This is a genomic window from Streptomyces sp. P3 (assembly GCF_003032475.1).
In the GTDB taxonomy this organism is placed as follows: Bacteria; Actinomycetota; Actinomycetes; order Streptomycetales; family Streptomycetaceae; genus Streptomyces.
In genome coordinates this window covers 9729596-9751411 of sequence record NZ_CP028369.1, presented here as the reverse complement: position 1 = coordinate 9751411, position 21816 = coordinate 9729596, and the positions used below count along the sequence as shown (strand labels likewise).

The window sequence follows — 21816 nt, the reverse complement described above, 5'->3', positions numbered from 1 at the left end:
CTCGGCGGGGTACGGACGGGGATCCGCGGCTTCCGATCGCACGAACCCCGACGAGCCGTCGGTCGGCGGTCAGACAGGGTCTTCACTCGCGATCGCGCAGGAAGACGGGGATCTCCTCACGCGTCGGGTGGTCGGGCAGAGGCGAGGGCGTGCCCTCGAGGAACGCGGTGATGACGGCGGCAGCCCGGTCGTTGTTGTCGTCCAGGCCGTTCCACATGCGGTGTCCGACTCCACGCATGAACGGGGTGCGCCGAATGGCGGGATCCTCGCGAAGGACGGCGGTGGCCCATTGGCGGATCTGGGAGGAGCATTCGGCGATCATCAGCATCGCGGGGACCTGGGGCCGCCTCAGTCCCGGGGCGACGGACGGTGAGTCCTTGATCGTTTCTTGCACACGGAGGCTCGCGGCGGGACTGAAGAAGAAGTTCTGCGGGGTGTCCTCCTGGGGGATGCGCTGCGCGTCGCGGGCGCAGTAGGCGGATACGGTGTCGCCGCCGAGGTCCGCCGCGGTGAACGCGTTGTCGCCTTCGGCCTGCCCGATCAGCCCGGTCCCGGGGCTGAGGAGTCCGAGTCGCATGAGACCGAAGGCGACGGCGTACCGCGGGATGCGCGTCGACCGCGGTCCCGGCGCGGACGGCGCGAGGCCACGCGCGGTTGGCCGGCCCCTGTGCCCGCTGACGCGCGCGGTGGGACCGTCCATCGGCCCGGGCTCGGCAATGACCGCCCGGTGCAGGCGTGCGGCGACGCGAGGTTCGGCCAGGGCTCGAGTGAGGACGACCGCGCCCTACCTTCGTGGCCGGCCGCCCCTGGTCGGGGCCCCGGTCACGAAAACGCCGCGACCGGGGCCCCGATGTCAGCTCCCGCAGAAGCCGCCGCGCCCTAGTTCCGGTACCGGAACACGATCCGTCCGCGTGTCAGGTCGTAGGGCGGGAGCTCCACCAGCACCCTGTCCTCGAGCAGGATCTTGATGTAGTTCTTGCGGATCTTCCCGCTGATGTGCGCGAGCACCTGGTGGCCGTTGTCCAGCTCCACGGTGAACATGGCGCTGCGAAGGCACTCGACGATCCTGCCCTCGACTTCGATGACGTTCTTGTTCTTGGTCATCGCACCAACTCCAGGTTGCTGCTCATCGGTTGCCCGCCGAGGCCCTCGAACAGCGCCGAGGCTGCCCGGTTGGACTCGTGGACCTCGGTCCAGGCCGCAGCGAAACCGGCGCGGGCTTGCGTTCCCAGCGCGTGGGCGAGCAGCGCCCGCGCGATGCCGCGGCGTTGCTCGGCGGCCCGGACCGCGACCAGCCCGATACGTGGCCGGATCGCCGTCACCACCCGGATCAGACCCAGGTAGCGGTCCCGCGCCGCGGCCACCGCGTACTTCGACGGGTCGCCGACGGTGTCGCCCTCGATACGCGGAACGACCTCCGCGGGCATGGACTGCCACCCGACGGACGCCTCGACTTCGTCGCGGATCGTCCGGTCCACCTCCCGCAGCAGCCGCTCGTCCGCCTGTCCGGCGGGCACGATCGTCACACCCGGAGGCGGCAGGACCGCCTCGAGCCCGGTGACCCGCGGGTCGGTCGGCACGACGTACTCCCACTCGCGGCGGCGGACGGTGAACCCGGCGCGCCGCCAGCCGGCCGTCAGCTCGACGTCGGCCTCGTCGACCACCGTGTACAGCGGCGCCGGCAGCTCCGCCACCATCGCCTCGGCGAGCCGGTCGAAGACGGCGCCGTGCCAGGCGTCGATGCTGACGAACAAGCGTCCGTCGGGCCTGTGCCCGGCATGCCCGCGGCCGACCACCAGGTCGTCATCCAGGGCATGCCATTGCCGTTCCGCGACGCGTGTGATCGTCACAGCGTTCTCGCCCAGGCCGGACGTGAAAGGCTTTGTGTTCATCGGAGTCTCCCTCCAGGAGTGCCTCGATCTCAGGCGCTCCTGGCGACACCGGACGTCAGCCGCCGGACCGTGACGGGTTGAGGGAGCACCCATGGGTAACTGTGTTCACGGGTCTCACCTCCATACGACGATTTCACGGTCCACGGCGAAAGTAGCAGCGGGACGCCGCCTCGCTCAAACCCATTTCCGGCCGACCGCGGTCCTCCTCGCGGATCGGGCCGCGCCGAGTCTTGGGACACGTTTTACGCGACACGTGCAACTGGGGACGGCGCCACGGCTGTCTCACCATGCGTCGGGCCTGTCAGGGCCGAGGACCGAGAGAGCGGGGCACGTCGTGGGACGGCGCAAGGGCGGCATAGGGATCGCACTGGTCACGGGTGTGATGCTGGTGGGCGCGAGTGCCTGCGGCGGGGGCGGCGGTGACAGGGCGGACGGAGGAGACGCGAAGGCGCCGGGAGGCCCGAGCGCCAGTTCGTCGCCCTCGCCGAAGAAGCCCGCGGGCCCGCCGATGCTGCTGGAGACGATCACCCCGCAGACGGGCACCACAGTCGGCGTCGCCATGCCCATCTCGGTCGTCTTCACCGATCCGGTGGCGGCCAAGGCACGGGTCGCGGTCGAGAAGCACATGAAGGTCAGCACCTCGCAACCGGTGGTGGGCGCCTGGCACTGGTTCGGCGACAGGCGCGCCGACTGGCGCCCGAAGACGTACTGGCCCTCCGGCACGACGGTGCACATCGACGCCGACATGAACGGCGTCGGCAACGGCAACGGGCGCTTCGGCGTGCGCAGCTACACGCACACCTTCAAGATCGGTGACGACGTGCGCGCGGACGTCTCGGTGACCGGCCACACCATGAAGGTGACCCGGAACGGCAGCACGCTGCGCAACCTGTCGATCAACGCGGGCAGTGACCGGTATCCGACGTGGAACGGCACGATGGCCGTCATCGACAAGCAGGAGAAGGTCCACATGACCTCCTGCAGCGTCGGTATCAGCTGTGACAAGGGGAGCCCGAACTACTACGACCTGACGCTGCCCTGGGACGTCCATCTGACCCAGTCCGGCACCTACGTGCACTACTCGACCGGCGACCCGAATCCGGGCAGTGGAAGCGCCCGGGGCTCGCACGGCTGCGTCCACCTGTCCCTCTCGGACGCCAAGTGGTTCTACGACCAGGTCAAGCAGGGCGATCCGGTCACCATCACCGGCTCTCCGCGCGCCAAGGCCTCGGCCGACAACGGTTACGCCGACTTCAACCTCGGATGGGACCAGTGGCTCGCCGGCAGCGCCTCCGGCCAGGGGACGACCGTGGTGCGTGCCGCCGCGTCCGCCCCTGCCGCGTCTTCCGGTCCGGGCGCGAACGACGCCTGAACTCGGGTTTCAGTCGACGGGGCGGGCGTGCACGCTGACGGCGTAGCCGCCGCCCGGACGGTAGGGGTCGCCGGCCCAGGTGGCGAAGCGCTGGCGCAGGGTCAGTCCGGCCTGTGTGCACCAGTCGTCGAACTCCTCCAGCGTCACCGTCGGTTCCGGCAGCGGCAGGTGCTCCGCGTCCAGCCCCATGCCGGTGATAAGCAGTCCGCCGGGACGCAGTACGGCGGCAAGCTGCCGCACGACAGCCGGTTCGGTACCCGGGGCCAGCAAGGGGACGACGTTTCCGGCCGCGAGCGCCAGATCGAAGCCGGGTTCCAGACCGAGGCGGTCCAGGTGTGCCAGGTCACCGTGGAGCCATTCCTGCGCGGGGGCGTCACGGCGGGCGACGGCGAGCATCGAACGGTCGACGTCCACGGCCGTGCAGCGGTGCCCCAGCTCCGCCAGCCGGATGGCGATACGCCCGGTGCCGCAGCCCGCGTCGAGTACTCGGGCGGCAGGCTGCAGCAACGCGTCGCAGAAGGCGGCCTCGCCGTGGATGTCCTGCCCTGATGCGGCCAACCGCGCAAACCGCCGGGCATACTCCTCCCCCGCTTCCCCGCCTGTCAGCTTCGCCCAACGGTCGTCATTGCTGCTCATGGTCTGCGTACCTTCCGGTGGAGCCGAACAGATCGGTGCGGAGAGTTCCGGAGTTCCCGGCAATAGTTGTCGATCATGTGGATTCACGGCTTGAGCGGTCGTCGGCCTTTCGCGGGGAATCCGCGGTCGCGGTCATGGATCATGCCGGACGACCGTGGTCATCGGGACGAACTCGCCGCCGGTGTCGCTGACGGTCGCCTCCTTCCTCTCCGGTTGTGCCACGAGGGCGACACGCGTGGCCGTGGTCGATGTGCCGCTCGTCGCCCTTTCCGGGAGTCTCAGATCAGACGACGGTCGAGCCGAAGGCGGACTTCCCGCCAGACCCACCGGGCCCGCACATGGACCGACTGCCGGGCAAGGCCGAAGACCGACTGACGCACTTCTACGATCTGCACATGATGAGTGACCTGAACCCCGCGGACGGACGACTGCAGACCGTCCGACTGTCGTTGTGGCGTCCGGTCGAATCCGACATCGACGCGATCTTCGCGATCCACCGTGACCCCGAAACGTGCCTGCACAACCCCTCGGACGCGCTCCCGGTCCGATGAGGCCAGGGAACTGTTTCGCCGCTGGGACGACCAGTGGCGGCGGTGCGGATACGGGTACTGGGTCGTCCGACGCCACGGCTTGGCCCCGCAGCTGGGATTCTGCGGCATCAAGCCCATGGAACTGCACGGCATGCAAGTCCTGAACCTCTTCTACCGCTTCGCCGTCTCGTCCTGGGGCCAGGGCTTCGCGAGCGAGGCCGCAGCGACGGTCACGACCTGGGCATCCCGCCACGTTCCCGAACTCCCGGTGATCGCCCGCGTCCGGCCGGCCAACATCGCCTCGCAACACGTGGCACTGCGCGCCGGTCTGACCCGAGCAGAGCAGCTCGACGACACCGGACACGACGGCCTCGACTGGATCTACGCAGCAGGGCTGCCGAAAGAAGCAGCCGCTGACAGGGGGTCAGACCTCACCGAACGTCGCGTCCATGGCCGTTCGACGTTCTGAGATGAGCCGGGGACCGGCGCGTACGGTCCCCGCCGACGATGGGGTGCCGCTGTGAACCGCAGATGCTCGAGGCGACGCCGGGAGGACCGGGCGCGGCAGCAGCGAGCGCGCACTTCCTAGAGGGAGAGACGATCGACCGGCGTCCCTTCGCCCTCCCCCTGTCCTCGGTGGCCTTCGGGGCTGCGGTGCCGGCCGTCGGTGTCGCAGCCCACGGGGTCCGACGCGCGGCGGCAGCGGGTCAGAGCCTTGCGGCCGAGGAGTACGGCGCCCAATCCCAGCGGGGTGGCCACGACGGCGCCGAGGAGTCCGTTGCCGGTGCCGGGGCCGCCGGTGACGGTGGCAAGGTGCAGCACCGCGAGAACCGTCCCGACCGTTCCCACCGCGATGGCCGCCGTCCCGACGGTGCGCGCGTTGCCGGTGCTGATCCGGCGGCCGGCACGGGCCAAGGCCAGCCAGCCGAAGGCCAGCCCCAATGCCCCCACTCCGAGGGCCAGGTTGGCCCCTGTCCGCCCGTCGCCGATGATCCCGCCCTCGGCGGCCGCCATCAGTGCTGCTGAAGCGCTCATGCCGCTTTCCTCCTGCTCCGTCGTTGACTGCGAGGTCCGATGTGCCCAGAGCATGCACGCCGGGGCTCCGGCCGGTCGTCCGGCGGACGCAGGCACTTCCCGCTGCCGCATCCGCGGGATCCGGATACCGCGGATGCGGCAGGCGGGGTGCGGATACCGCGCATGCGGTAGACGACCACTCGTCCACGAGCCGGACTTGCCCGCCACCTCGTCCGGTTACGGTGTGCCCATGGACAAAGGTCGGTTCGCTGTCCCGGCCGCGGTCACCGACTGGGCGACCGCCCTGGGCGTGGCGGCACTGCTGCTGGGCACCGGGCTGTCCGGGCCACACCCGTCCGGAGGACGCGAGCTGCTCGGCTCCGCTCTGCTGGCGGCCGGCGGGCTGGCGCTGGCCGCGCGCCGCCGGGTACCGCTCGTGGTCCTGGCCGTCACCGGGCTGTGCGCGGTGGGCTACCTGGGGACCGGGTTCGAGGCCCTCGCCGTCTCTTACCTGGTCGCCGTCTACGGCGCGGTACGCGCCGGTCACCGTGCCGTCACGCTGGCTGTCTCCGTGGGCCTGGTGGCCCTGCTCCACCTCACGGCCCTGGTCCTTCATGACGGGACCCCTCGCGAGGTCGTGGCGCAGGCGCGAAACACCCTTGAACTCGCCTGGCTGATCGCTGCCTTCGCCGCCGGGGAGGCGGTGCGGCAGGCCGAACGGCGGGCGGACGAGGCCGAGCGCACCCGCGAGGAGACCGCGCGCCGCCGGGCGGACGAGGAACGGCTGCGCATCGCGCGGGAGCTGCACGACTCGCTCACCCACCAGATCTCGGTCGTCAAGGTGCAGTCCGAGGTCGCCGTCCATGTGGCCCGGCGCCGCGGCGAGCAGGTGCCGGAGGCCCTGCTCGCCATCCAGGAGGCGGGCCGGGAGGCGAGCCGGGAGCTGCGTGCGACCCTCGAGGCGCTGCGCGACGACGACACCACCCCGCCGCACGGTCTCGACCACATCCCCACCCTGGTGAAGGGGTTCCGGACGACCGGTCTCGAGACGACGCTGACGATGGAAGGACATCCTTACGCCGTGCCCGCGGCAGTGAGCCGTACCGCTTACCGAATCGTTCAGGAGTCGCTCACCAACATCGCCCGGCACGCCGCGGCAACCACTGCCTCAGTGACCATCGACTACCGACCTGACGCCCTCGCCGTCCGCGTCGACGACAACGGAAAGGCCTCCTTGAATCCCACACCGACGCCCGGGCTCGGGCTGCTCGGTATGCGCGAACGCGTCACGGCCCTGGGCGGCCGCCTGCGCACCGAGCCGCGCAGCGCGGGCGGCTTCACCGTCCAGGCCGAACTCCCCACGAACGGAGCCTCGTGATCCGGGTCCTGCTGGTCGACGACCAGCCGCTCATCCGCAGCGGATTCCGCGCGCTGCTCGACCTCGAGGACGACATCGAGGTCGTGGCCGAGGCCGCCGACGGCCAGGAGGCCCTCGCGCTGGTCAGGGAGCGGCTGCCCGACGTCGCTCTCATCGACATCCAGATGCCCGTCATGGACGGCATCGAAGCGACCCGGCTCATCGCCGCGGACCCGACCCTGGCAGGCGTACACGTCGTCATGCTGACCAACTACGGCATGGACGAGTACGTCTTCGACGCGTTGCGCGCCGGCGCCGCCGGCTTCCTGGTCAAGGACATCCTGCCGGAGGACTTCCTGCACGCCGTACGTGTCGCCGCCCGCGGCGACGCCCTGCTCGCGCCCGCCATCACCCGCAAGCTCATCGACCGATACGTCACCCAGCCGCCGCCGGCCCGCATGGGCGGCAGGCTGGAAGCTCTGACCAGCCGCGAACGCGAGTCGGTCGCCCTGGCCGCCCACGGTCTGTCCAACGACGAGATCGCCGACCGCCTGGTCATCAGCCCGGCGACCGCCAAGACCCACATCAACCGGGCCATGGTCAAGCTCCACGTCCGCGACCGCGCCCAACTGGTGGTCCTCGCCTACGAATCCGGCCTGGTTACTCCGCACTGCTCCTGACCCCCCGCACGCCGTGGACCGTGCCACTACGCTGACCCGACTCACCGGCCGGGACCTCGTCGGGCTGCGGCTGCGCACACCCAGCCGAAAGTCACTGTTCAACCACGTCTGCCAGGACCTCCGACACGCGTTCTTCCTCCGCCACTCCGTGCCCGGCGTCCCGGCGCGCGATCGAAGGCCGACAACGCGGGAAGGGGCCCCTGGTTGCGTCCCAATTCGGCCTGCCGCGCCACACGTTATGGCCGAAAAACCCCGCCAACCCGGCACAACCATCCAGATGGCCCGCGGGTCACATAAGGCAGGAGTAACCAAGTCGTAAGATCACAAGGGGGAAATATGCGCTTCACTCACTCCATGCTGGGCGCCACGGCGCTGGCGGCGCTGTCGCTGGGGGCCACGACCGCTCTGGCGGCACCCGCGTCCGCCGCACCCAACACCACTCCGCAGAAGGTGTGCGGCAGCGCCTACAAGACCGTGAACTCCGCGCCCGTCGGCTCGCTGGGCACCGTCTACCTGACGTACAACGCGGCCAACGGCAAGAACTGCGTCACGACCATCCGCAGCAACCCCGGTACCGCCGTGGACATGTCCGCGTGGATCTACGTCCCCGCCACCGACCACAGCGACGGTGACTACGGGACCTACACGTCCTACGCGGGGCCGACGTACATCTACGGCAAGGGCCAGTGCGTCGACTGGGGCGGCTACATCAAGAACGTGTACGTCCAGGTGTCCGGCTCCAACTGCGGCTCCCTGCGGGAGCACCGGGTCACCTACACCCGCTGACACCCGCTCTTCCTGTCCGGCCGCCGCATCCGGCGTGCCGTCGGCTCCGTCCTGCGGGGAACGCCCGTCGACGGCCGACGGGACGACGACGTGCCGAGGGCCGCACAGGAGGTGGTGTCGGCTCGGCCCGCCCTGGCGGAACCGGCTCGGTTCCGCCAGGGCGGCGCGCATGGTCCGCACGCCGGACCCTCCGAGGCGAGCGCACCCGTAGGACGGTTCCGTGTCGAGCTCGCGCTGGACGCGGACCGGCCCGCGGGGCGCGCCCGGATCCGGGGCCGGTGTCCACTCAGCTGGCGCGCCGGATCCGGATGGGGCCTCGGGCCTCCGTCGGCTCGACGGGACGGCCGGCCTGCGTGATCTCCACCTCGCCGGCCGCGACCAGCCGCCGGGCGGCACGACGGGCCGGTTCCATGAGAGCTCGCCAGCCGTCGTCGCCCCCTTCGTACACCGCCCGCGCGGCGTCGGAGGGGCAGATGGTGGCCGTCGGGCCGCGTCGCTCCAGCAGTTCGAGGATCGCCCGCTCCAAACGCCGCCCGGTCCGCTGCTCGATGTCCGTCATATGACTATTGTCCGACCTTCGGCTCGTGGCGGGACAGCGGCGGTCCTGCGCGGCGGACGGCCGGAAGGCGACGCAGCGGGCGGCCGTCACGGCGAGCAGGAACGGCAGGACCGGCGGGAACAGTTCCCGACGGCGACAACGCACGTCCTGATCCATCAGAACGCCCTTCCCGGGAGCTCCAGCGGCTGCTGCGGCAGGCGGGTGCCTGCGCGACCCGACCTGCACGCAATGCGCCAGGTCTGTCCGCGGAAGCCGAGGCGCGGGCAGGGGGACCGCACGGGTTCGGGGGTCTTGGGCCGCCGACGAATGGGGAAGACTGCGGGCATGGGGGATGTGCTCAGCAGTGGCCCGGACCGACCGCCCTGGAGACCGTCGCGCCGGCTGACCGCCGTGGCCGTGGCCGTGGTGTCGTCCGCGGCGATCGTCCTGGGGATCGTGACCGTAGTGGACGAGCCCGACGGTCGACGCCCGTCGGCACCCGGGAGCCCGTCGGCGGCGGCGCCCTCGGGCAGTACGTTTCCCCACGGCCCGAACGCGCCTGTCGGAGCGGGGCAGACGCCGGGCCTGGTGATCGCCGGAGTACCGCTGCCGCGGGGCGCGACGCTGATCAAGCGTGACCGCTCGGCAGGCGCGGGACCGTTGACCGTGGTCGTGCGGCGCTCGGACGCAAGCGGCTCTCTGGGACGGCACGGCGCGGTGGTCACCTTCCCCGTGACGGCGCCGTCAGGGGGACGAGCGGTCCGGGTCGGCGGCGTGTCGGGGAGGGCCCTGGCGCGGGAGGTCGTCTGGCCGGTCGCGGGCTCGTACGCCCGGGTCCGAGGTGATCTGCCGCGGTCCGAGTTGATCGCCGTCGCGGCCGCCACCCGCGTCGAATCCGGCCGCCCCCACGTCGACGCACCACGCGGGCTGTCCGTAGCGGCCACCGGCACCCTGTGGCCGGCCCAGGTGAACGAGGCCCGCTACCGCTCCCACGCGACTGGGGAGACCGACGAGCTCTCCGGCGGCCTGACTTTCACCGGCGTGGCCCGATGCGGTGGCTTCGAAGACGCGTTGTACGCCGGGGGCGCCCGGCCGGCCGGGACCGTGCAGGGCAGACCCGCGGTCGTCACGTCGGCGTTCGGCGGCAACGGAGCACTGGCCTGGGAGCCGGCACCGGGCGTCGTCGCGTACGTCGGCTACAGCGGCGCGCAACTCGACCGGGGAGCCGTCGACGCCCTGCGCCGACTGGCCGCGCGGACCCGTCTGGTGAGTCCCGCGCAGTGGCGGAGCACCGGTCCTTCGACGAGCGACCAGACCAACGATCTCGGCCGGCCCGACTGAGACCGGCCCACCCTTCGCCCCTCCGCGCTCGTGCGGACGAGGGAGGTGACACGCCTCGGTGACGGCGGGGCCCTGTGGGCATGGGTGTTCGTGGCCGCGCCTGCGGTCGCCACCCGGCTGCGGCCCGCGGCAGGCTCATCGAGAGCGGTCACTGGCGGGGACCGGGGGGGGGTGAACGCGGAGATCCCACCGGCACGCGCCGATGGGATCGGGAAGGGGCGGGGGCGGAGGTCGGGTGGGGGCTCGATCACCGTTCGGCCAGTTCGCCCCAGACGACGAACCGGTGGACGTAGGTGCCGTCGGGGCCGCGGTCCGTACACGTGGTGAGGGTGATCCGGGCCTTGTCGGGCTCGGCCGCCGGCCTGTCCGGCACCGGAAGGACGACACCGACGTCGGTGGGCTTCACGACCTTGGTCCGGGTGACCCGGTAGGTGGCGGACTTCCCCTGCCGTTCGACCGTGACGGCGTCGCCCTTCCTCAGTTCGGGGAGCCGGTTGAACGGCTGTCCCCAGCCGGTGCGGTGACCGGCGAGCGCGAAGTTGCCGGTCTCCCCGGGCATCGCGGTCCCCGGGAAGTGACCGGGACCCTTTCGTAGTGAGGCTTGGGACACGCCCTGGACCACGACAGGTGCGTATTGCGGACCGAACCGTGGAATCCGGAGCACCGCGAGTGCCTGCCCCTCATGAGCGGCGGGCTTCTTCTCCGGAGCCGCTTTCGGATGAGCAGCGGACTTCTGGAACTCTTCCCGGAGGGCCTGCTGGGCGTGCATGTACGCATGGTCCGACCGCCAGTCCTGGAAGACCTTGAAGCCCCCCAGGGTCATACCGGCGAGTATCAGGCCGATGCCCAGCAGACGCAGTGCGTTTCTCATGGGACTGTCACGAGTCCTCGTGGGTCCTGCGCGGCACCAGTCGCAGAGCGGCGCATCCCGCGGAGACCAGAACGAACACGACGATCCAGAACCAGAGGCTGCCGGGTCCGCCGGTGACGGGCAGCACTCCTGCCGCGCCGGTGCCGGCCGCCGTGGTGCCTGCGCCTGAGTAGTTCGCCATTTCCTTCTCCCTTTCCTGCTTGCTCGTCACTTCACCAACAGCGTTCGCTTCACCAACAGCGCTCCCTCTGCAGAGCCGCGTCCGCGAGCGCACGGATGTGCACGCCCTGGAGGAACAGGTCGTAGAACCACTCCGGTATGACCAGCATCGACGCGAGTGCCGCCCGCCAGCCCCGGGATTTCACGGTGACGGCCCGCTCGATGGCGTAGAAGGCCGTGAAGGCGATCCAGAACGGGGTGATCCGCAGACCCGCTCCGACAACGAGGAACCAGATGACGGAACCCACGTAGACGGTCGACACGGTCGCCCCGAGGAAGGCGATGACCTGTCTGGCCCACCCCTCCATGGTGTGGCGCGTCAGACCGTAGCCGAACAGGTTTTCGAGTGCACCCCGCTTCCAGCGGAGCCGCTGCTTGGCCAGGGCCCTCCACGTCTCCATGACCTCGGTGGTCATGGTCGCGCGCGCCGGGGCCACGATGCGCCAGCCGCGATGCTTGAGGGCGAGGGTGAGTTCGTTGTCCTCGGTCAGCGCCTTCGTGTCGTAGACGCCGTCGGCCGCCGGCAGCCTTCCGCTGTCCCGGGCGGCGAGCACGTCCTTCAGGGCCTTCACCCGGAAGAGGCAGGCGGTGCCCGTCAGGCAGAGCACCTTGCCGCTCTTGCGTGCCGTGTCCCGTGCGTAGCGGGCGAACTCGTTGCGCTGGAACGCGCCGCACAGACGCCCTCCCGAGCGGCCGCGGAAGTTCCCGCCCACGGCGCCGTAGCCCTGGCTCATCCTCTTGCGTGTCACCTCGAGGAAGTGTGGATCCAGATAGGTGTCGGCGTCCTGGATGAGGACCGCGTCGTCGTCGGCGAGGGTCGGCAGGAGCCTGTCCAGCGCCCCGTTGAGGTTGCCCGCCTTCTTGAAGCGATTGCCGCTCGAATGCCAGACCTCGGCACCCGCCTCGCGCGAAATCCGTTCCAGCTCCCCGGTCCTTCGCGCGTCTTTGTGCGGGTCCAGGGTCACGATGACGCGATCCGCCGGGTGCGTCTGCCTCCGCAGCGCGTCAAGGACATGACCGAGGGAGTCGGTCTCCTTGTATGCGGGGATCAGCGCGATCACATGGGGGAGATTGATCATGACTCGGTCCCTTGCCCGTCGACCCGTCCTAGCTGGCTCTCTGCTGTAAATTTACGATGTATACATACATACGCCACTTAGCTCGTAAGGTCAAAACATGCGCTGAGCGCACGGCGAAGTGCCGACCGGACGCAACGGGTGCTCGGGCCGGCCGGGCAGGTCAGGACGCAGGTGCGGGAGGTGCACGAGGCGCGGGGAGCGGCTGCGCGGCGCGGCCGCGGCTCACTCCTTTACGGACGCCACCCGGACCGCGCACGCCTTGAAAACGCCGGCGTGCGGAAGGTCGGGTCGGGGCTGGGTCGGTCAGCGAATCGGCGCGTCCCTCGCCCGGGGCCGGCGGAAGGGCATGACGACGATGTCCGGGCGGACGGGGGTGGTGCTGCGGACCCGGGTCACCGCGCGGCCGCGGCGCGCGACGACCGCCGGCCGCGTCCCCTCCGTCGCGCCCAGCCGCTCCGCGAACCTGCGGGTGCGGCTCCACGAACGGGCCCGGCGCCGCGGCGTCCGGTTCGTCGACCAGACGGGTCGGTCGCCGGACCGGGACGGGCTAGTCGGCCGTCACGGACAGCAGCATCTTGCGTGTCTCCTCCGCGCGTGGAGATCCCAGGGCGGTGTACAGGGACAGGGCTTGGCGAAGGTGGTCGACGGCCCGCGCCCGCTCCCCCCGGCCCTGCCGGACGAGGGCCGCGCCGATGTGCGCGCGGGCCTGCTCCTCCTGTTCGCCGATTCCGCGGGCCACTTCCAGCGCCGACGCGTGGGCGTCGAGGGCCTCGGTGTGCCGCCCGGCGCCGTGCAGGGCTTCGCCGAGGCCGTTGAGGGCACCCGCCTCGCCATAGGGTTCCCCGGTCCGCCGGAAGAGGACGAGGGCCTGCCGCTGGTGCTCGGCGGCCTCCTCGTGTTCACCCTGGCGGCACAGTGCGTCACCGAGGTTGGACAGAGCGTGCGCTTCTCCTCCGGTGTGCCCGAGCCGCCGGAAGAGAGCGAGCGCCCGTTCGAAGCGGCCGGCAGCGGCGGCGTGGTCGCCCAGACGCGCCAGCACGATCCCGAGGTTGCCGAGGGCGCTGGCCTCCCCGAACGCGTGACCCGTCCGCCGGTACAGCACCAACGCCTGCTGATACCGCTCGATCGACGCCTGGTAGTCCTCGAGCAACTCCTGCACGATGCCCAGGTTGTTCAGCGCGTCGGCCTCGCCATGGACGTCACCGACCGCGCGAAACAGCTCGACCGACTGCTCGTGGTGGTCGGCCGCGTCCCGGTACCGGCCCTGCAACTCGTGCAGTACGCCCACGTTGGTGAGATGGCGTGCCTCCCCGGCCCGGTATCCCACCCGACGGCACAAGTCCAGCGCGTCCGCGTGGTGGCGGTGGGCACTCTCGTGGTCGCCGAGCCGCCGGTGGACCGCGCCGACGCACACCAGGACGTCGACCTCGCCGACGACGTCTCCCACCGCGCGGGCCGCTCGCAGGGCGTGCGTGTGCACGGTCATCGCGTCGGCGAGGTGCCCCGAACGCTCGTAGTGGCGGTGGAGCGTGGTGGCGAGCCGGACGGTGTGCCGGGACGGCCCGGGCTCCTCGGTCCGGGAGCACAGGGCCACCAGGGTGGGCTGGGCGGCACGCAGCCAGGCCCGGCACTCGTCGGCCGTGCGCAGCGGCGGCAGAGCGCCGGCGGGCGCCTCGACGACGGGCCGCAGATGCCGTTCGGCGGGATACAGCACGTCCATGGCCGCCGCCGACGCCGCCAGGCAGTGGTCCAGGAGACGGGTGAGGGCGGCGTCGCGCTCCGCCGTCCCGTCGTGCCGGCTCGTGAGGTCCGCGGCGTAGGCACGCAGCAGGTCGTGCATGCCGTGGCAGCCGGGACCGCTGCGGTGCACTAGGTGCGCGCGGGACAGGACGTCCAGGGACCGCCGCGTACGCTCCACGGTCTCGCCGGCCAGGGCGGCGGCCGAGTAGGCGTCCACGTCGGGCCCCGGGTGCAGGCCGAGCAACCTGAACAGGCGCGCGTCCGGCTCGGGAAGACGGTCGTAGGACCACGAGAACACGGCTCGTACGGCCGCCCGGGGATCTCCGTCGCCGGAATCCAGCACGTCCAGACGCCGGCGGTGATCCCGTAGTTCCTCCACCAGGTCGGCCAGCGGTTCCCGGGGGCGGGACAGCACCAGTTCGGCCGCCACGCGCAGGGCCAGGGGCAGTGATCCGCACAGCTCCGCGAGGGCGGTGGCGGCGGCGCGGTCGGCGTCGACGCGCGATCCGAGCAGGGCGCGCAGCAGGGTGTGCGCCTCGTCCGGGGAGAGGACGTCGAGGATCACGCGGTGCGCCCCGTGGACCGAGACCAGGGACGACAGCGAGTCCCGGCTCGTGACGACCACTTTGCACGTCGGGCTCCCGGGCAGCAACGGACGCACCTGTGCGGCGGAGGCCGCGTTGTCGAGGAGGATGAGCAGACGCCGTCCGTCGACCGCCGTGCGGTAGCGCGCCGCCCGGTCGTCGAGCCTCGGCGGTATGTCCTGGCCTGGCACGCCCAGGGCGGTCAGGAACCCGGCGAGGGCCTGAGCCGCGGAGAGCGGCTCGTCGGGATCGTAGCCTCGGAGATCGACGTAGAGCTGTCCGTCGGGAAAGGCCTGACGGAACCGGTGCGCCCAGCGCACGACCAGCGCGGTCTTGCCGACGCCCGCGGTGCCGGACACGGCGGAGACGACCACGGCCGCCCCCGACTCCCCCGCGGCCGGACCGGCTGGACCGTCCTTGCCGATCAGGCACCGTGTGAGTTCGGCCAGTTGCTCCTCTCGCCCGCAGAAGTGACTTATACCCATGGGCAGTTGTGCGGGTATCGGCACGAGGGCCGCGCCGGGGGCGGGGTGCGGCGTGCTGACGGCGGCAGGGGCGGATCCGCTACCCGACGACTCCACCCGTCCGGCGTCGCGCAGCGTCTCCTCGTACGCCGCCTGCAGTTCGGGGCCCGGATCCACGCCGAGCTCCGTGCGGAGCTGCCGGTGGATCACGGTGTACGCGTGCACCGCCTCGGCGGCTCTTCCCGCGGCGGCAAGGCTTCGGACCACCGCCACGGCGAGCGGCTCGCAGAGCGGGTGCTCCGCCAGCAACGGCTGCAGGACAGCGGGGACTTCCTCGGGCTTGCCCTGCCGCAGCAGGGTTCGGGCCCAGGCGAGCGCCGCCTCCACGCGCTCCTGGGTCCAGGCGGCCCGCGTGCGCTCGGCCCACGCGCCGGGCAGTCCGGCCATCGGCACGCCGCGCCACAGCCGCATCGCCTCCCCCAGGACGTGCGCCCGGTGCGTGTCGGACAGGTGCGGCTCGCGCCCCTGCGCGACGAGCGAGCGGAAGCGGAGCAGGTCGACGGTGTGCTCGTCCGCTTCCAGGACATAGCCACCGGAGGTCCGGCGGATGCGAAGCGGCGCAAGGGGCGGCTCCGCGTCGACGCCGCCTGCCGTGGACTGCGCGCTGTCCAGGAGCCGCCGCAGTCGGCTGATGTGCGAGTAGAGGACCGAACGGGCACCGTCGGGTGCCGCGGTGTCCCAGACCCGGTCCACCAACGTGTGCACCGACACGGGCCGGCCGGCGTCGGCGGCCAGCGCCGCGAGGACCGCCCGACGCCGCGGCTGCCCGACGTCGACCACACTCCCCGCGATGCGCAGTTCAAGGGGTCCGAGCAGGTGCAGGTTCATGGTGCCTCACGCGGTACGGGTGGTGGAACGGCCCACCGCGGCGGGGACCTCTTTCGCCGAGGGGGAGCCGGGACTCCACGCAGCCCTCCGTCATTCGCTCCGGGGCCGTCACAGGAAGGCCGTCACAGGGTTTTCGCAAGGTTCACCGTAGATCCTCGTCTCACGTGCCGTCAGGCGTATCGCGGCAGGCGTCGCCCCCGCCGGGCACGTCGGCGCCGCCCCGTACGCCGCGCCACGAATTCTGGCCGGAAACGCAACCATCGGCGGCCGAAACTCGTCCACTGTCTCGAGCCGGTCGGGCTCACGGAGATCTCGAACGAAGAAGACGGGGGACGCAGCATGCATCTGACGCCGAGGAAGAGCCGCCGCAGACCGGGCTCTGTCCGAGCAGTCGTGATGGGCGTGTGCGCCGTGGCGGCGCTGGGCCTGACGGGCTGCTCCGGTGGCGGCGGCACCGCGAATGCCGGCGGTGACGCGACACCGAGTGCGACAACGGCCGGCGGCCCGGCGGACAAGGCGACGGCGAGCCCGGGCGCCTCGGCCGAGAAGCCCGCCGCGACGGCCTCCTCGGGCGCGGGCGGCGGCGTCAAGTCCCCTGCCGTCGTCCCCGCCGTCCCCAAGCCCCCGGTCTCCCCCGTGCCGGCCTCACCGGCCGTCGCGGGCGACGGCACCGACGACGGCTGCGACCACAAGATGCCCATTTCCCCCGACGAGATCGCGGTCTACCGCTACACACCGGAAGGGGGTTCCCTGAGCCTGATCGTCAGACACGGCAACTGGGGATGCGGCACGCCGGACTCCGACGGAGCGCCCTTCGAAACAGTGGGCAAGGAGACCTACATCCCGATGGACCAGGCCGCGGACATCACCGTGACCAACCCCATCGTCGAGAGCACCGAGAATCAGCCCATCGGTGTCCAGGAGTTCCTCGACTGGCTCGAGGCGCACCCGGACTCCGGGCTGGTGTTCACCTACCACCTCGGGGACGACGGGGCCATCGACCGCCTCGACGAGGTCTTCACCCCGTAGCGAAGACCAGCCACCGCCCAACCGGCACCCCGGCAGACGCCTCGCACCCCACATGGAACGTGCACGGCTCCTCTCCCTCATCCCGCTCGCACTCGGGGCGGCTTTTCTCGGCATCTTCCTGCCGCGAAAGGCCGCGCGGGACTTCGGAGCGGGTCAGAGCCGCTCGTCGTGCCAGTTCGTCGGCGTGACCGTGCCGGTTGCCCAGTCCCGGCGCAGGATCGCGTACCCGACCGAGTCGTAGCGGCGTCCTCCGGCTCCGGGCCAGGCGTCGCGATGGTGGGCTTCCTTGACGTATCCGCCCTTCTCGAACGTCCTCCGCATGGCCACGTTGTCCTGCCGAGTGGTCCCCTCCATCCGTTCGGCATCGGGGAACTCGGTGAACACGTACCGGGTGAGCCAGGCGAGAGCCCGTGGGCCCATGCCCCGGCCCCGGTGATCCGAGGCGATCCTGAGGTCGAACAGCGGAGTGCCGTCGCCGAGGTCCATGAGCCTGATCAGGCCGACGGCTTCTCCGTGCACGGTGATCCAGAAGGTGCGGGTCTCGTCACTGTCGAACACACCGGCGGCAGCCCACGCGTGCACTTCGTCCCGTCCGACGGTGGCCGAGACGTGGAACGGCCAGGTGTCTCGAGTCAGGAAGCACACCAGCGAGTCGACCTCGGCGGCGACGAACCGTCGGTACTCGAGCCCGTCCACCGGCTCAGTAGTATCCCTTGCTGCCGTCGAGCAGTTCGCGCACGATGTCCAGATGGCCGGCGTGCCGGCCGGTCTCCTCGATCATGTGCATCAGCGTCCAGCGCAGGGTCGCGGCGCCGGCCCGGAACTCCTTCTGGCGTCCGGCGTCGTCCAGGTGGTGGCTCGCGATGATCTCGTCCGAGACTGCACACTGCTCGCTGTACTCGCGCAGCAACTGCTCCAGCGGTACGCCCTCCACGCGCATGTCCGCGTCGTCGACCGACTCGTCGAACTGCGGGCCGGTGGCCGGACGTCCCATGTGCACGACCTCGAACCAGCAGTGCTCGACCCACCGCATGTGGGAGACCAGTCCCGCGACCGTCATCAGCGGCGACGTCGGGATCACGGCCCGGTGCGCGTTCTCGGCCGAAAGGCCCTCGCACTTCCAGTGGATGAGCGCCCGCTGCATGTTCAACCAGGCGATCAGTTGCGTCCGCTCATCGGCGTCGTAGGCGGGACGTGTACGGGAAGGGAGCACCATGGCGTCGACAGTAACGACATCCGCCGCGCACCGCTCACCGTTTTCTCACGGCTCCGGGAGCCGCCGCGACACCCCGACCGAGGTCCAGATCGGTCTCGAGCAGATGGTGGTCCGAGTACGCGGAGGGTTGCACGTGGTGCTCGAGCGCGGTGACCCCACGCAGGAAGACGTAGTCGAACTTGCTGTGCCAGTCGGTGGTCGTCAGGCAGCCGTCCGCGGGCGAGGGGCGGCACTCGGAATCCGTGTCCGTGGCCAGTGCCCACATCGGCGCGAGTTCGGGAGCGTCCGGAACGGCGTTGAAGTCGCCGAGGACGATCGCGCGGCCGTGCCGGGCCACCTCCGCGGCGAGTACGCCGACCTGATCCGCGCGGACCGATTCCTGACGTCGTTCGGCGAGGTGCGTGTTGAAGACCCGGACGGGTCGGCCGCCCACCGACGTGGTGACCGCCATGTACCCACGGTCCTCGGAGCCACCGTCGGGGTACTCCACGATGACCCGGTCGGTCATCGGCGCCGCCGAGAGCAAGGCCTGGCCGTAACCGTCCGGGTTCCACGGCACTCCCCCGCAGCGGCCCCAGTCCTGGAGAACCGACCCGTACACGACTTGGTAGACGAGCCCGTAACGCCTCGCCAGCATGTTCCGGATCCTCGCGACGTCACCCGCGCACGCTTCCTGCAGCCCGATCACCTGGGGCGCATACCTGGCGATCTCCGCAGCCCGGTCGGCGTTGCTCTCCTCGCAGGGGTTGCACAGGTTCCAGGTCATGACCCGGTGGGGCACGACCTCCCGGACGGCGTCGGCGGGCAGTGAGCCGCCGGCGAGGGCGTCACTCGGTGCGCTGGGGCCGACGAGCACCGCGCAGGCCACGGTCATGGCGCCCGCGAGCCATCGCATGCCCGGTCCGAACACCCTCGCCTCCTCGAACTCGATGATCCTTCAACTGACATCCGCACGCCCGAGGTTACGGGACACAACTGTGAGCCACCTCCGCCCTCGGTCTTTCGCCGGTCCCCCGGTCGGCGCCCCGCGACATGCGCACTGCCCCGGCGGCCTTCAGCGCGGCACGACCCAGTCGGGCGTCCAGGTCCCGGCGGCGTCGTGACCGGTCACCGTGGCGGCGAGGTAGGCGCGCAGGGTGGCCAGCGCCGGGTGCGGGTTGTCACGGTGCCACAGGAGTGAGTGCGGGTAGACGGGGGTCGGGTCGGTCACCGGGATGCGCCGCAGGCCGTGCCCGGCCGGCCAGACGAGGCGGGTCCGTCCGCCCATGAAGGTGGCCAGGGCCGGGGTGTCGGCGATGGTGTCGAGGAGCGCGTCGGAGCCGAAGTTGGGGCCGGTCGCCTCGATCGTGAGGCCGAACGCGGCGACGAGGTCCTCGTAGTAGGCGGCCCACTCGGTGCCGGGGACGATGCCGGGCATCCAGATGCGGTGCCCGGTGAGCCGGGCGACGGTGACCGATCTGGCGCCCGCCAGGGCGTGCGCCGGGCCGGTGAGGAGCTCGAGCGGCTCGTCGAGCACCCGGACGGACTCGATGCCGTCGGGAAGGGGCCGGCCGGGCACGGCGACCGCGCGGAAGGACGCGTCGAGGGCACCGGACCGAAGGGCGGCGACCGCCGTCTCGACGTCGAAGAGCATCATCACGTCGAGCTCGATGTCGGGGTGTGCGCGGTGGAAACCGCGCATCAGGCCCGACTGCGCGCTGCGGGAGGTGAGCACGTCGACGCGCAGCGGACGGCGGCCGGTGCACACGGAGGCGGCCGCCCGCTCGGCGACGCGCAGCAGCTCGCGCGCATGGGGCAGGAACGCCTGTCCGTCGATGGTGAGCCCGGCGCCCCGCGGGGTGCGGGTGAACAGTCGCACCCCGAGACCGCGCTCCAGGGCGGCGATGCGCTTGGAGACGGCCTGCTGGGTGATCGCGAGCTCGGCGGCGGCCTCCTGGAACCGTCCCGCGTCGGCGGCGGCGACAAAGGTGCGCACGGTGTCGAGGTCCATGGGCGACACTCTACGGACACAACTGTCGGTTGTTGCAGATAGCCCGACGGTTGTTTGCTTCGCAGGTAGGACGATCGCTTTGATGCTTTCGATCGCGCATCGGTTGTGCAGGGCGAGAGCCAGGGGACGTACATGCGGAACAAGCACCGGGTCGGGCGGCTACCCGGACGTCGACTCGGGCGGTTGCCGGGTCACCGGCTGGGGCGACAGTTCGGGTGGATCTGGGGCGCGTACGGGACCAGCGCCCTCGGCACCTGGCTCGCCTTCGGCGCGTTCCCGCTGATCGCCCTCCGGGTGCTGCACGCCGGGCCGGCCGAGGTCGGCGCGCTCTCCGGCGTGGGGGCTGCGGTGGGCGCGGTCGCGGCGGTGCCGCTCGGCCCGTGGGTGGAATACCGCCGGAAGCGCCCGGTGCTGATCGGCATGGACCTGGTGCGGTGCGCGGCGCTGCTGACGATCCCGGCCGCGTTCGCGCTCGGCGTGCTCACCTTCCTCCAGCTCCTGCTGGTCTCCGTCGTCGTCGCGGCGGCCGACATCACCTTCCGCGCCGCGTCGGGCGCGTACCTGAAGACGCTGCTGCCGGCCGAGGACCTGCTCGTCGCCAATGCCCGGTTCGAGTCCACGGCCTGGACGACCACGATCGTCGGACCGCCGCTGGGCGGTATGGCGATCGGCCTGCTCGGTCCGGTGGCGACGGTGGCGGCGGACGCGGTCAGTTACCTGCTCTCGGCCCTCGGCATCCGCGCCGCGGGCGGACACGAATCGCGGCCGGAGCGCCGGGCGGACACGCGTATGCGGGCCGGAGACCTGCTCGGCGGCTGGCGGTTCATCCTCGCCGACAGCACACTGCGACCGTTGTTCCTCAACACCGCCCTCTTCAACGGGCTGGTGATGGCCACCCAGCCGCTGCTGGCCGTCCTGATGCTCGGCCGGCTCGGATTCTCCCCGTGGCAGTACGGCCTCGCGTTCGCCGCGCCCTCGATCGGCGGGCTCCTCGGTTCGCGGCTGGCCCGACCGCTCGTGACCCGGTTCGGCGGGCACCGGGTCCTCATCGTGTCCGGCGCGGTGCGCGCCCTGTGGCCGGTCGGTCTGGCCTTCCCGGGGCCGGGTGCCGGTGGTCTGCTACTGGTCGTCGGCGTCGAATTCGGGCTCATCTTCTGCTGCGGGGTCTTCAACCCCGTGTACACCACCTGGCGGCTCGAGCGCACCGCGACCGACCGGGTCACCCGTACGCTGTCCGCCTGGGCGGTGACGACGAAAGCCTCCGCTGCTCTCCTCACGGCCGTCTGGGGTGTGCTCGGCGGCCTTCTCGGCCCGCGGACCGCCATCGGCCTGGCCGGCGTGCTGCTGCTGGCGACCCCGTTGCTGCTCCCGCGTCGAGCAGGAGCGCTCCCGTCCACGCCGGGGCCGGAGCCGGCACCCGCCAGGGGTTGACCGGCACTGCCGGCCGGCCGAGTCGCGGAACCCGCGAAAGCTGCGACCCGGACGCTCCCCCGCCGCGCACCGGCGTCCGTGGGCCGGTGCGCGGCCAAGCGCCTCCCGTGCACAATGAGTTCGGCCGACTGAACACCAGGGACCGAGAACTGGTGACGC

Annotated in this window: 23 protein-coding genes and 2 pseudogenes; 10 read left to right on the top strand and 15 right to left on the bottom strand. The window is 71.3% G+C overall.

What is annotated here, in order from left to right; genetic code table 11:
- Positions 1 to 82: 82 nt before the first annotated feature.
- From C6376_RS43160 to C6376_RS43150, 3 genes are all read right to left on the bottom strand, one after another.
- A complete protein-coding gene (locus tag C6376_RS43160) occupies positions 83 to 577 on the bottom strand; it encodes a hypothetical protein (RefSeq protein ID WP_254076313.1) in 495 nt (164 codons plus the stop codon).
- Positions 578 to 879: 302 nt separating this feature from the next.
- Positions 880 to 1104 carry a translation initiation factor IF-1 gene (gene infA, locus C6376_RS43155; RefSeq protein ID WP_107448618.1) on the bottom strand — a complete coding sequence of 75 codons (225 nt, stop codon included), beginning with the start codon at positions 1102 to 1104 and terminating at the stop codon, positions 880 to 882.
- Positions 1101 to 1892 (bottom strand): N-acetyltransferase, encoded by a 792-nt coding sequence (locus C6376_RS43150; RefSeq protein WP_107448617.1) that lies wholly within the window; start codon positions 1890 to 1892, stop codon positions 1101 to 1103. Before C6376_RS43150 ends, infA begins: the two co-directional genes overlap by 4 nt.
- Positions 1893 to 2226: 334 nt before the next feature.
- On the opposite strand from C6376_RS43150, the gene C6376_RS43145 reads away from it, so the two are divergent.
- Positions 2227 to 3264, top strand: coding sequence for an Ig-like domain-containing protein (locus tag C6376_RS43145; protein ID WP_254076312.1), 1038 nt, complete (start codon positions 2227 to 2229; stop codon positions 3262 to 3264).
- 9 nt (positions 3265 to 3273) lie between these two features.
- Here the strand turns inward: C6376_RS43145 and C6376_RS43140 are convergent, their stop codons facing one another.
- Positions 3274 to 3900: a bifunctional 2-polyprenyl-6-hydroxyphenol methylase/3-demethylubiquinol 3-O-methyltransferase UbiG gene (locus C6376_RS43140; protein WP_107448616.1), complete on the bottom strand. Its 627-nt coding sequence runs from the start codon at positions 3898 to 3900 to the stop codon at positions 3274 to 3276.
- Positions 3901 to 4295: 395 nt separating this feature from the next.
- Between C6376_RS43140 and C6376_RS46075 the strand changes: the two genes are divergently transcribed.
- Positions 4296 to 4451 carry a hypothetical protein gene (locus tag C6376_RS46075; protein WP_254076311.1) on the top strand — a complete coding sequence of 52 codons (156 nt, stop codon included), beginning with the start codon at positions 4296 to 4298 and terminating at the stop codon, positions 4449 to 4451.
- Complete coding sequence (locus C6376_RS43135; protein ID WP_254076310.1) at positions 4399 to 4899, top strand: GNAT family N-acetyltransferase; 501 nt, start codon at positions 4399 to 4401, stop codon at positions 4897 to 4899. The genes C6376_RS46075 and C6376_RS43135 overlap by 53 nt, the downstream gene beginning before the upstream one ends.
- Before the next feature lie 116 nt (positions 4900 to 5015).
- Here C6376_RS43135 and C6376_RS43130 read toward each other — a convergent pair whose 3' ends face one another.
- Positions 5016 to 5465 carry a DUF6223 family protein gene (locus tag C6376_RS43130; protein ID WP_254076309.1) on the bottom strand — a complete coding sequence of 150 codons (450 nt, stop codon included), beginning with the start codon at positions 5463 to 5465 and terminating at the stop codon, positions 5016 to 5018.
- 229 nt (positions 5466 to 5694) lie between these two features.
- On the opposite strand from C6376_RS43130, the gene C6376_RS43125 reads away from it, so the two are divergent.
- From C6376_RS43125 to C6376_RS43115, 3 genes are all read left to right on the top strand, one after another.
- A complete protein-coding gene (locus tag C6376_RS43125; RefSeq protein ID WP_107448615.1) occupies positions 5695 to 6822 on the top strand; it encodes a sensor histidine kinase in 1128 nt (375 codons plus the stop codon).
- A complete protein-coding gene (locus C6376_RS43120) occupies positions 6819 to 7481 on the top strand; it encodes a response regulator transcription factor (RefSeq protein ID WP_107448614.1) in 663 nt (220 codons plus the stop codon). Before C6376_RS43125 ends, C6376_RS43120 begins: the two co-directional genes overlap by 4 nt.
- A 336-nt stretch (positions 7482 to 7817) precedes the next feature.
- Positions 7818 to 8267: a spore-associated protein gene (locus tag C6376_RS43115; RefSeq protein ID WP_107448613.1), complete on the top strand. Its 450-nt coding sequence runs from the start codon at positions 7818 to 7820 to the stop codon at positions 8265 to 8267.
- 286 nt (positions 8268 to 8553) lie between these two features.
- Here C6376_RS43115 and C6376_RS43110 read toward each other — a convergent pair whose 3' ends face one another.
- Positions 8554 to 8826, bottom strand: a complete 273-nt coding sequence (locus C6376_RS43110) for a DUF3253 domain-containing protein (protein WP_107448612.1) — start codon at positions 8824 to 8826, stop codon at positions 8554 to 8556.
- 324 nt (positions 8827 to 9150) lie between these two features.
- Here C6376_RS43110 and C6376_RS43105 point away from each other — a divergent pair, with 324 nt between their 5' ends.
- Positions 9151 to 10146: a hypothetical protein gene (locus C6376_RS43105; protein ID WP_159083467.1), complete on the top strand. Its 996-nt coding sequence runs from the start codon at positions 9151 to 9153 to the stop codon at positions 10144 to 10146.
- A gap of 39 nt (positions 10147 to 10185) precedes the next feature.
- Positions 10186 to 10301, top strand: a pseudogene (locus C6376_RS46070) (gamma-glutamylcyclotransferase); the annotation flags it as partial.
- Positions 10302 to 10393: 92 nt separating this feature from the next.
- On the opposite strand, the gene C6376_RS43100 reads toward C6376_RS46070, so the two are convergent.
- The 5 genes and pseudogenes from C6376_RS43100 to C6376_RS43090 all read right to left on the bottom strand — a co-directional run bounded on the left by C6376_RS43100 (position 10394) and on the right by C6376_RS43090 (position 15991).
- Positions 10394 to 11017 (bottom strand): class E sortase, encoded by a 624-nt coding sequence (locus C6376_RS43100; protein WP_107448610.1) that lies wholly within the window; start codon positions 11015 to 11017, stop codon positions 10394 to 10396.
- Positions 11018 to 11024: 7 nt separating this feature from the next.
- On the bottom strand, positions 11025 to 11198 hold the full coding sequence (locus tag C6376_RS44325; RefSeq protein WP_159083466.1) for a hypothetical protein: 174 nt from the start codon (positions 11196 to 11198) through the stop codon (positions 11025 to 11027).
- Between the two features lie 49 nt (positions 11199 to 11247).
- Positions 11248 to 12315 carry a glycosyltransferase family 2 protein gene (locus C6376_RS43095; RefSeq protein WP_107448609.1) on the bottom strand — a complete coding sequence of 356 codons (1068 nt, stop codon included), beginning with the start codon at positions 12313 to 12315 and terminating at the stop codon, positions 11248 to 11250.
- 222 nt (positions 12316 to 12537) lie between these two features.
- Positions 12538 to 12841 (bottom strand): annotated as a pseudogene (locus C6376_RS46065) (molybdopterin dinucleotide binding domain-containing protein); the annotation flags it as partial.
- 21 nt (positions 12842 to 12862) lie between these two features.
- Positions 12863 to 15991: a tetratricopeptide repeat protein gene (locus C6376_RS43090; protein ID WP_254076308.1), complete on the bottom strand. Its 3129-nt coding sequence runs from the start codon at positions 15989 to 15991 to the stop codon at positions 12863 to 12865.
- Positions 15992 to 16387: 396 nt separating this feature from the next.
- Between C6376_RS43090 and C6376_RS43085 the strand changes: the two genes are divergently transcribed.
- A complete protein-coding gene (locus C6376_RS43085) occupies positions 16388 to 17020 on the top strand; it encodes a hypothetical protein (RefSeq protein WP_254076307.1) in 633 nt (210 codons plus the stop codon).
- 153 nt (positions 17021 to 17173) lie between these two features.
- On the opposite strand, the gene C6376_RS43080 is transcribed toward C6376_RS43085, so the two are convergent.
- From C6376_RS43080 to C6376_RS43065, 4 genes are all read right to left on the bottom strand, one after another.
- Positions 17174 to 17716 carry a GNAT family N-acetyltransferase gene (locus tag C6376_RS43080; RefSeq protein ID WP_107448607.1) on the bottom strand — a complete coding sequence of 181 codons (543 nt, stop codon included), beginning with the start codon at positions 17714 to 17716 and terminating at the stop codon, positions 17174 to 17176.
- A 4-nt stretch (positions 17717 to 17720) separates the two neighbouring features.
- On the bottom strand, positions 17721 to 18236 hold the full coding sequence (locus tag C6376_RS43075) for a DinB family protein (protein ID WP_107448606.1): 516 nt from the start codon (positions 18234 to 18236) through the stop codon (positions 17721 to 17723).
- A 34-nt stretch (positions 18237 to 18270) separates the two neighbouring features.
- On the bottom strand, positions 18271 to 19131 hold the full coding sequence (locus C6376_RS43070) for an endonuclease/exonuclease/phosphatase family protein (protein WP_107449514.1): 861 nt from the start codon (positions 19129 to 19131) through the stop codon (positions 18271 to 18273).
- Between the two features lie 159 nt (positions 19132 to 19290).
- Positions 19291 to 20226, bottom strand: a complete 936-nt coding sequence (locus C6376_RS43065; protein ID WP_107448605.1) for a LysR family transcriptional regulator — start codon at positions 20224 to 20226, stop codon at positions 19291 to 19293.
- A 132-nt stretch (positions 20227 to 20358) separates the two neighbouring features.
- Between C6376_RS43065 and C6376_RS43060 the strand changes: the two genes are divergently transcribed.
- Positions 20359 to 21657, top strand: coding sequence for an MFS transporter (locus C6376_RS43060; RefSeq protein WP_107449513.1), 1299 nt, complete (start codon positions 20359 to 20361; stop codon positions 21655 to 21657).
- Positions 21658 to 21816 lie beyond the last annotated feature (159 nt).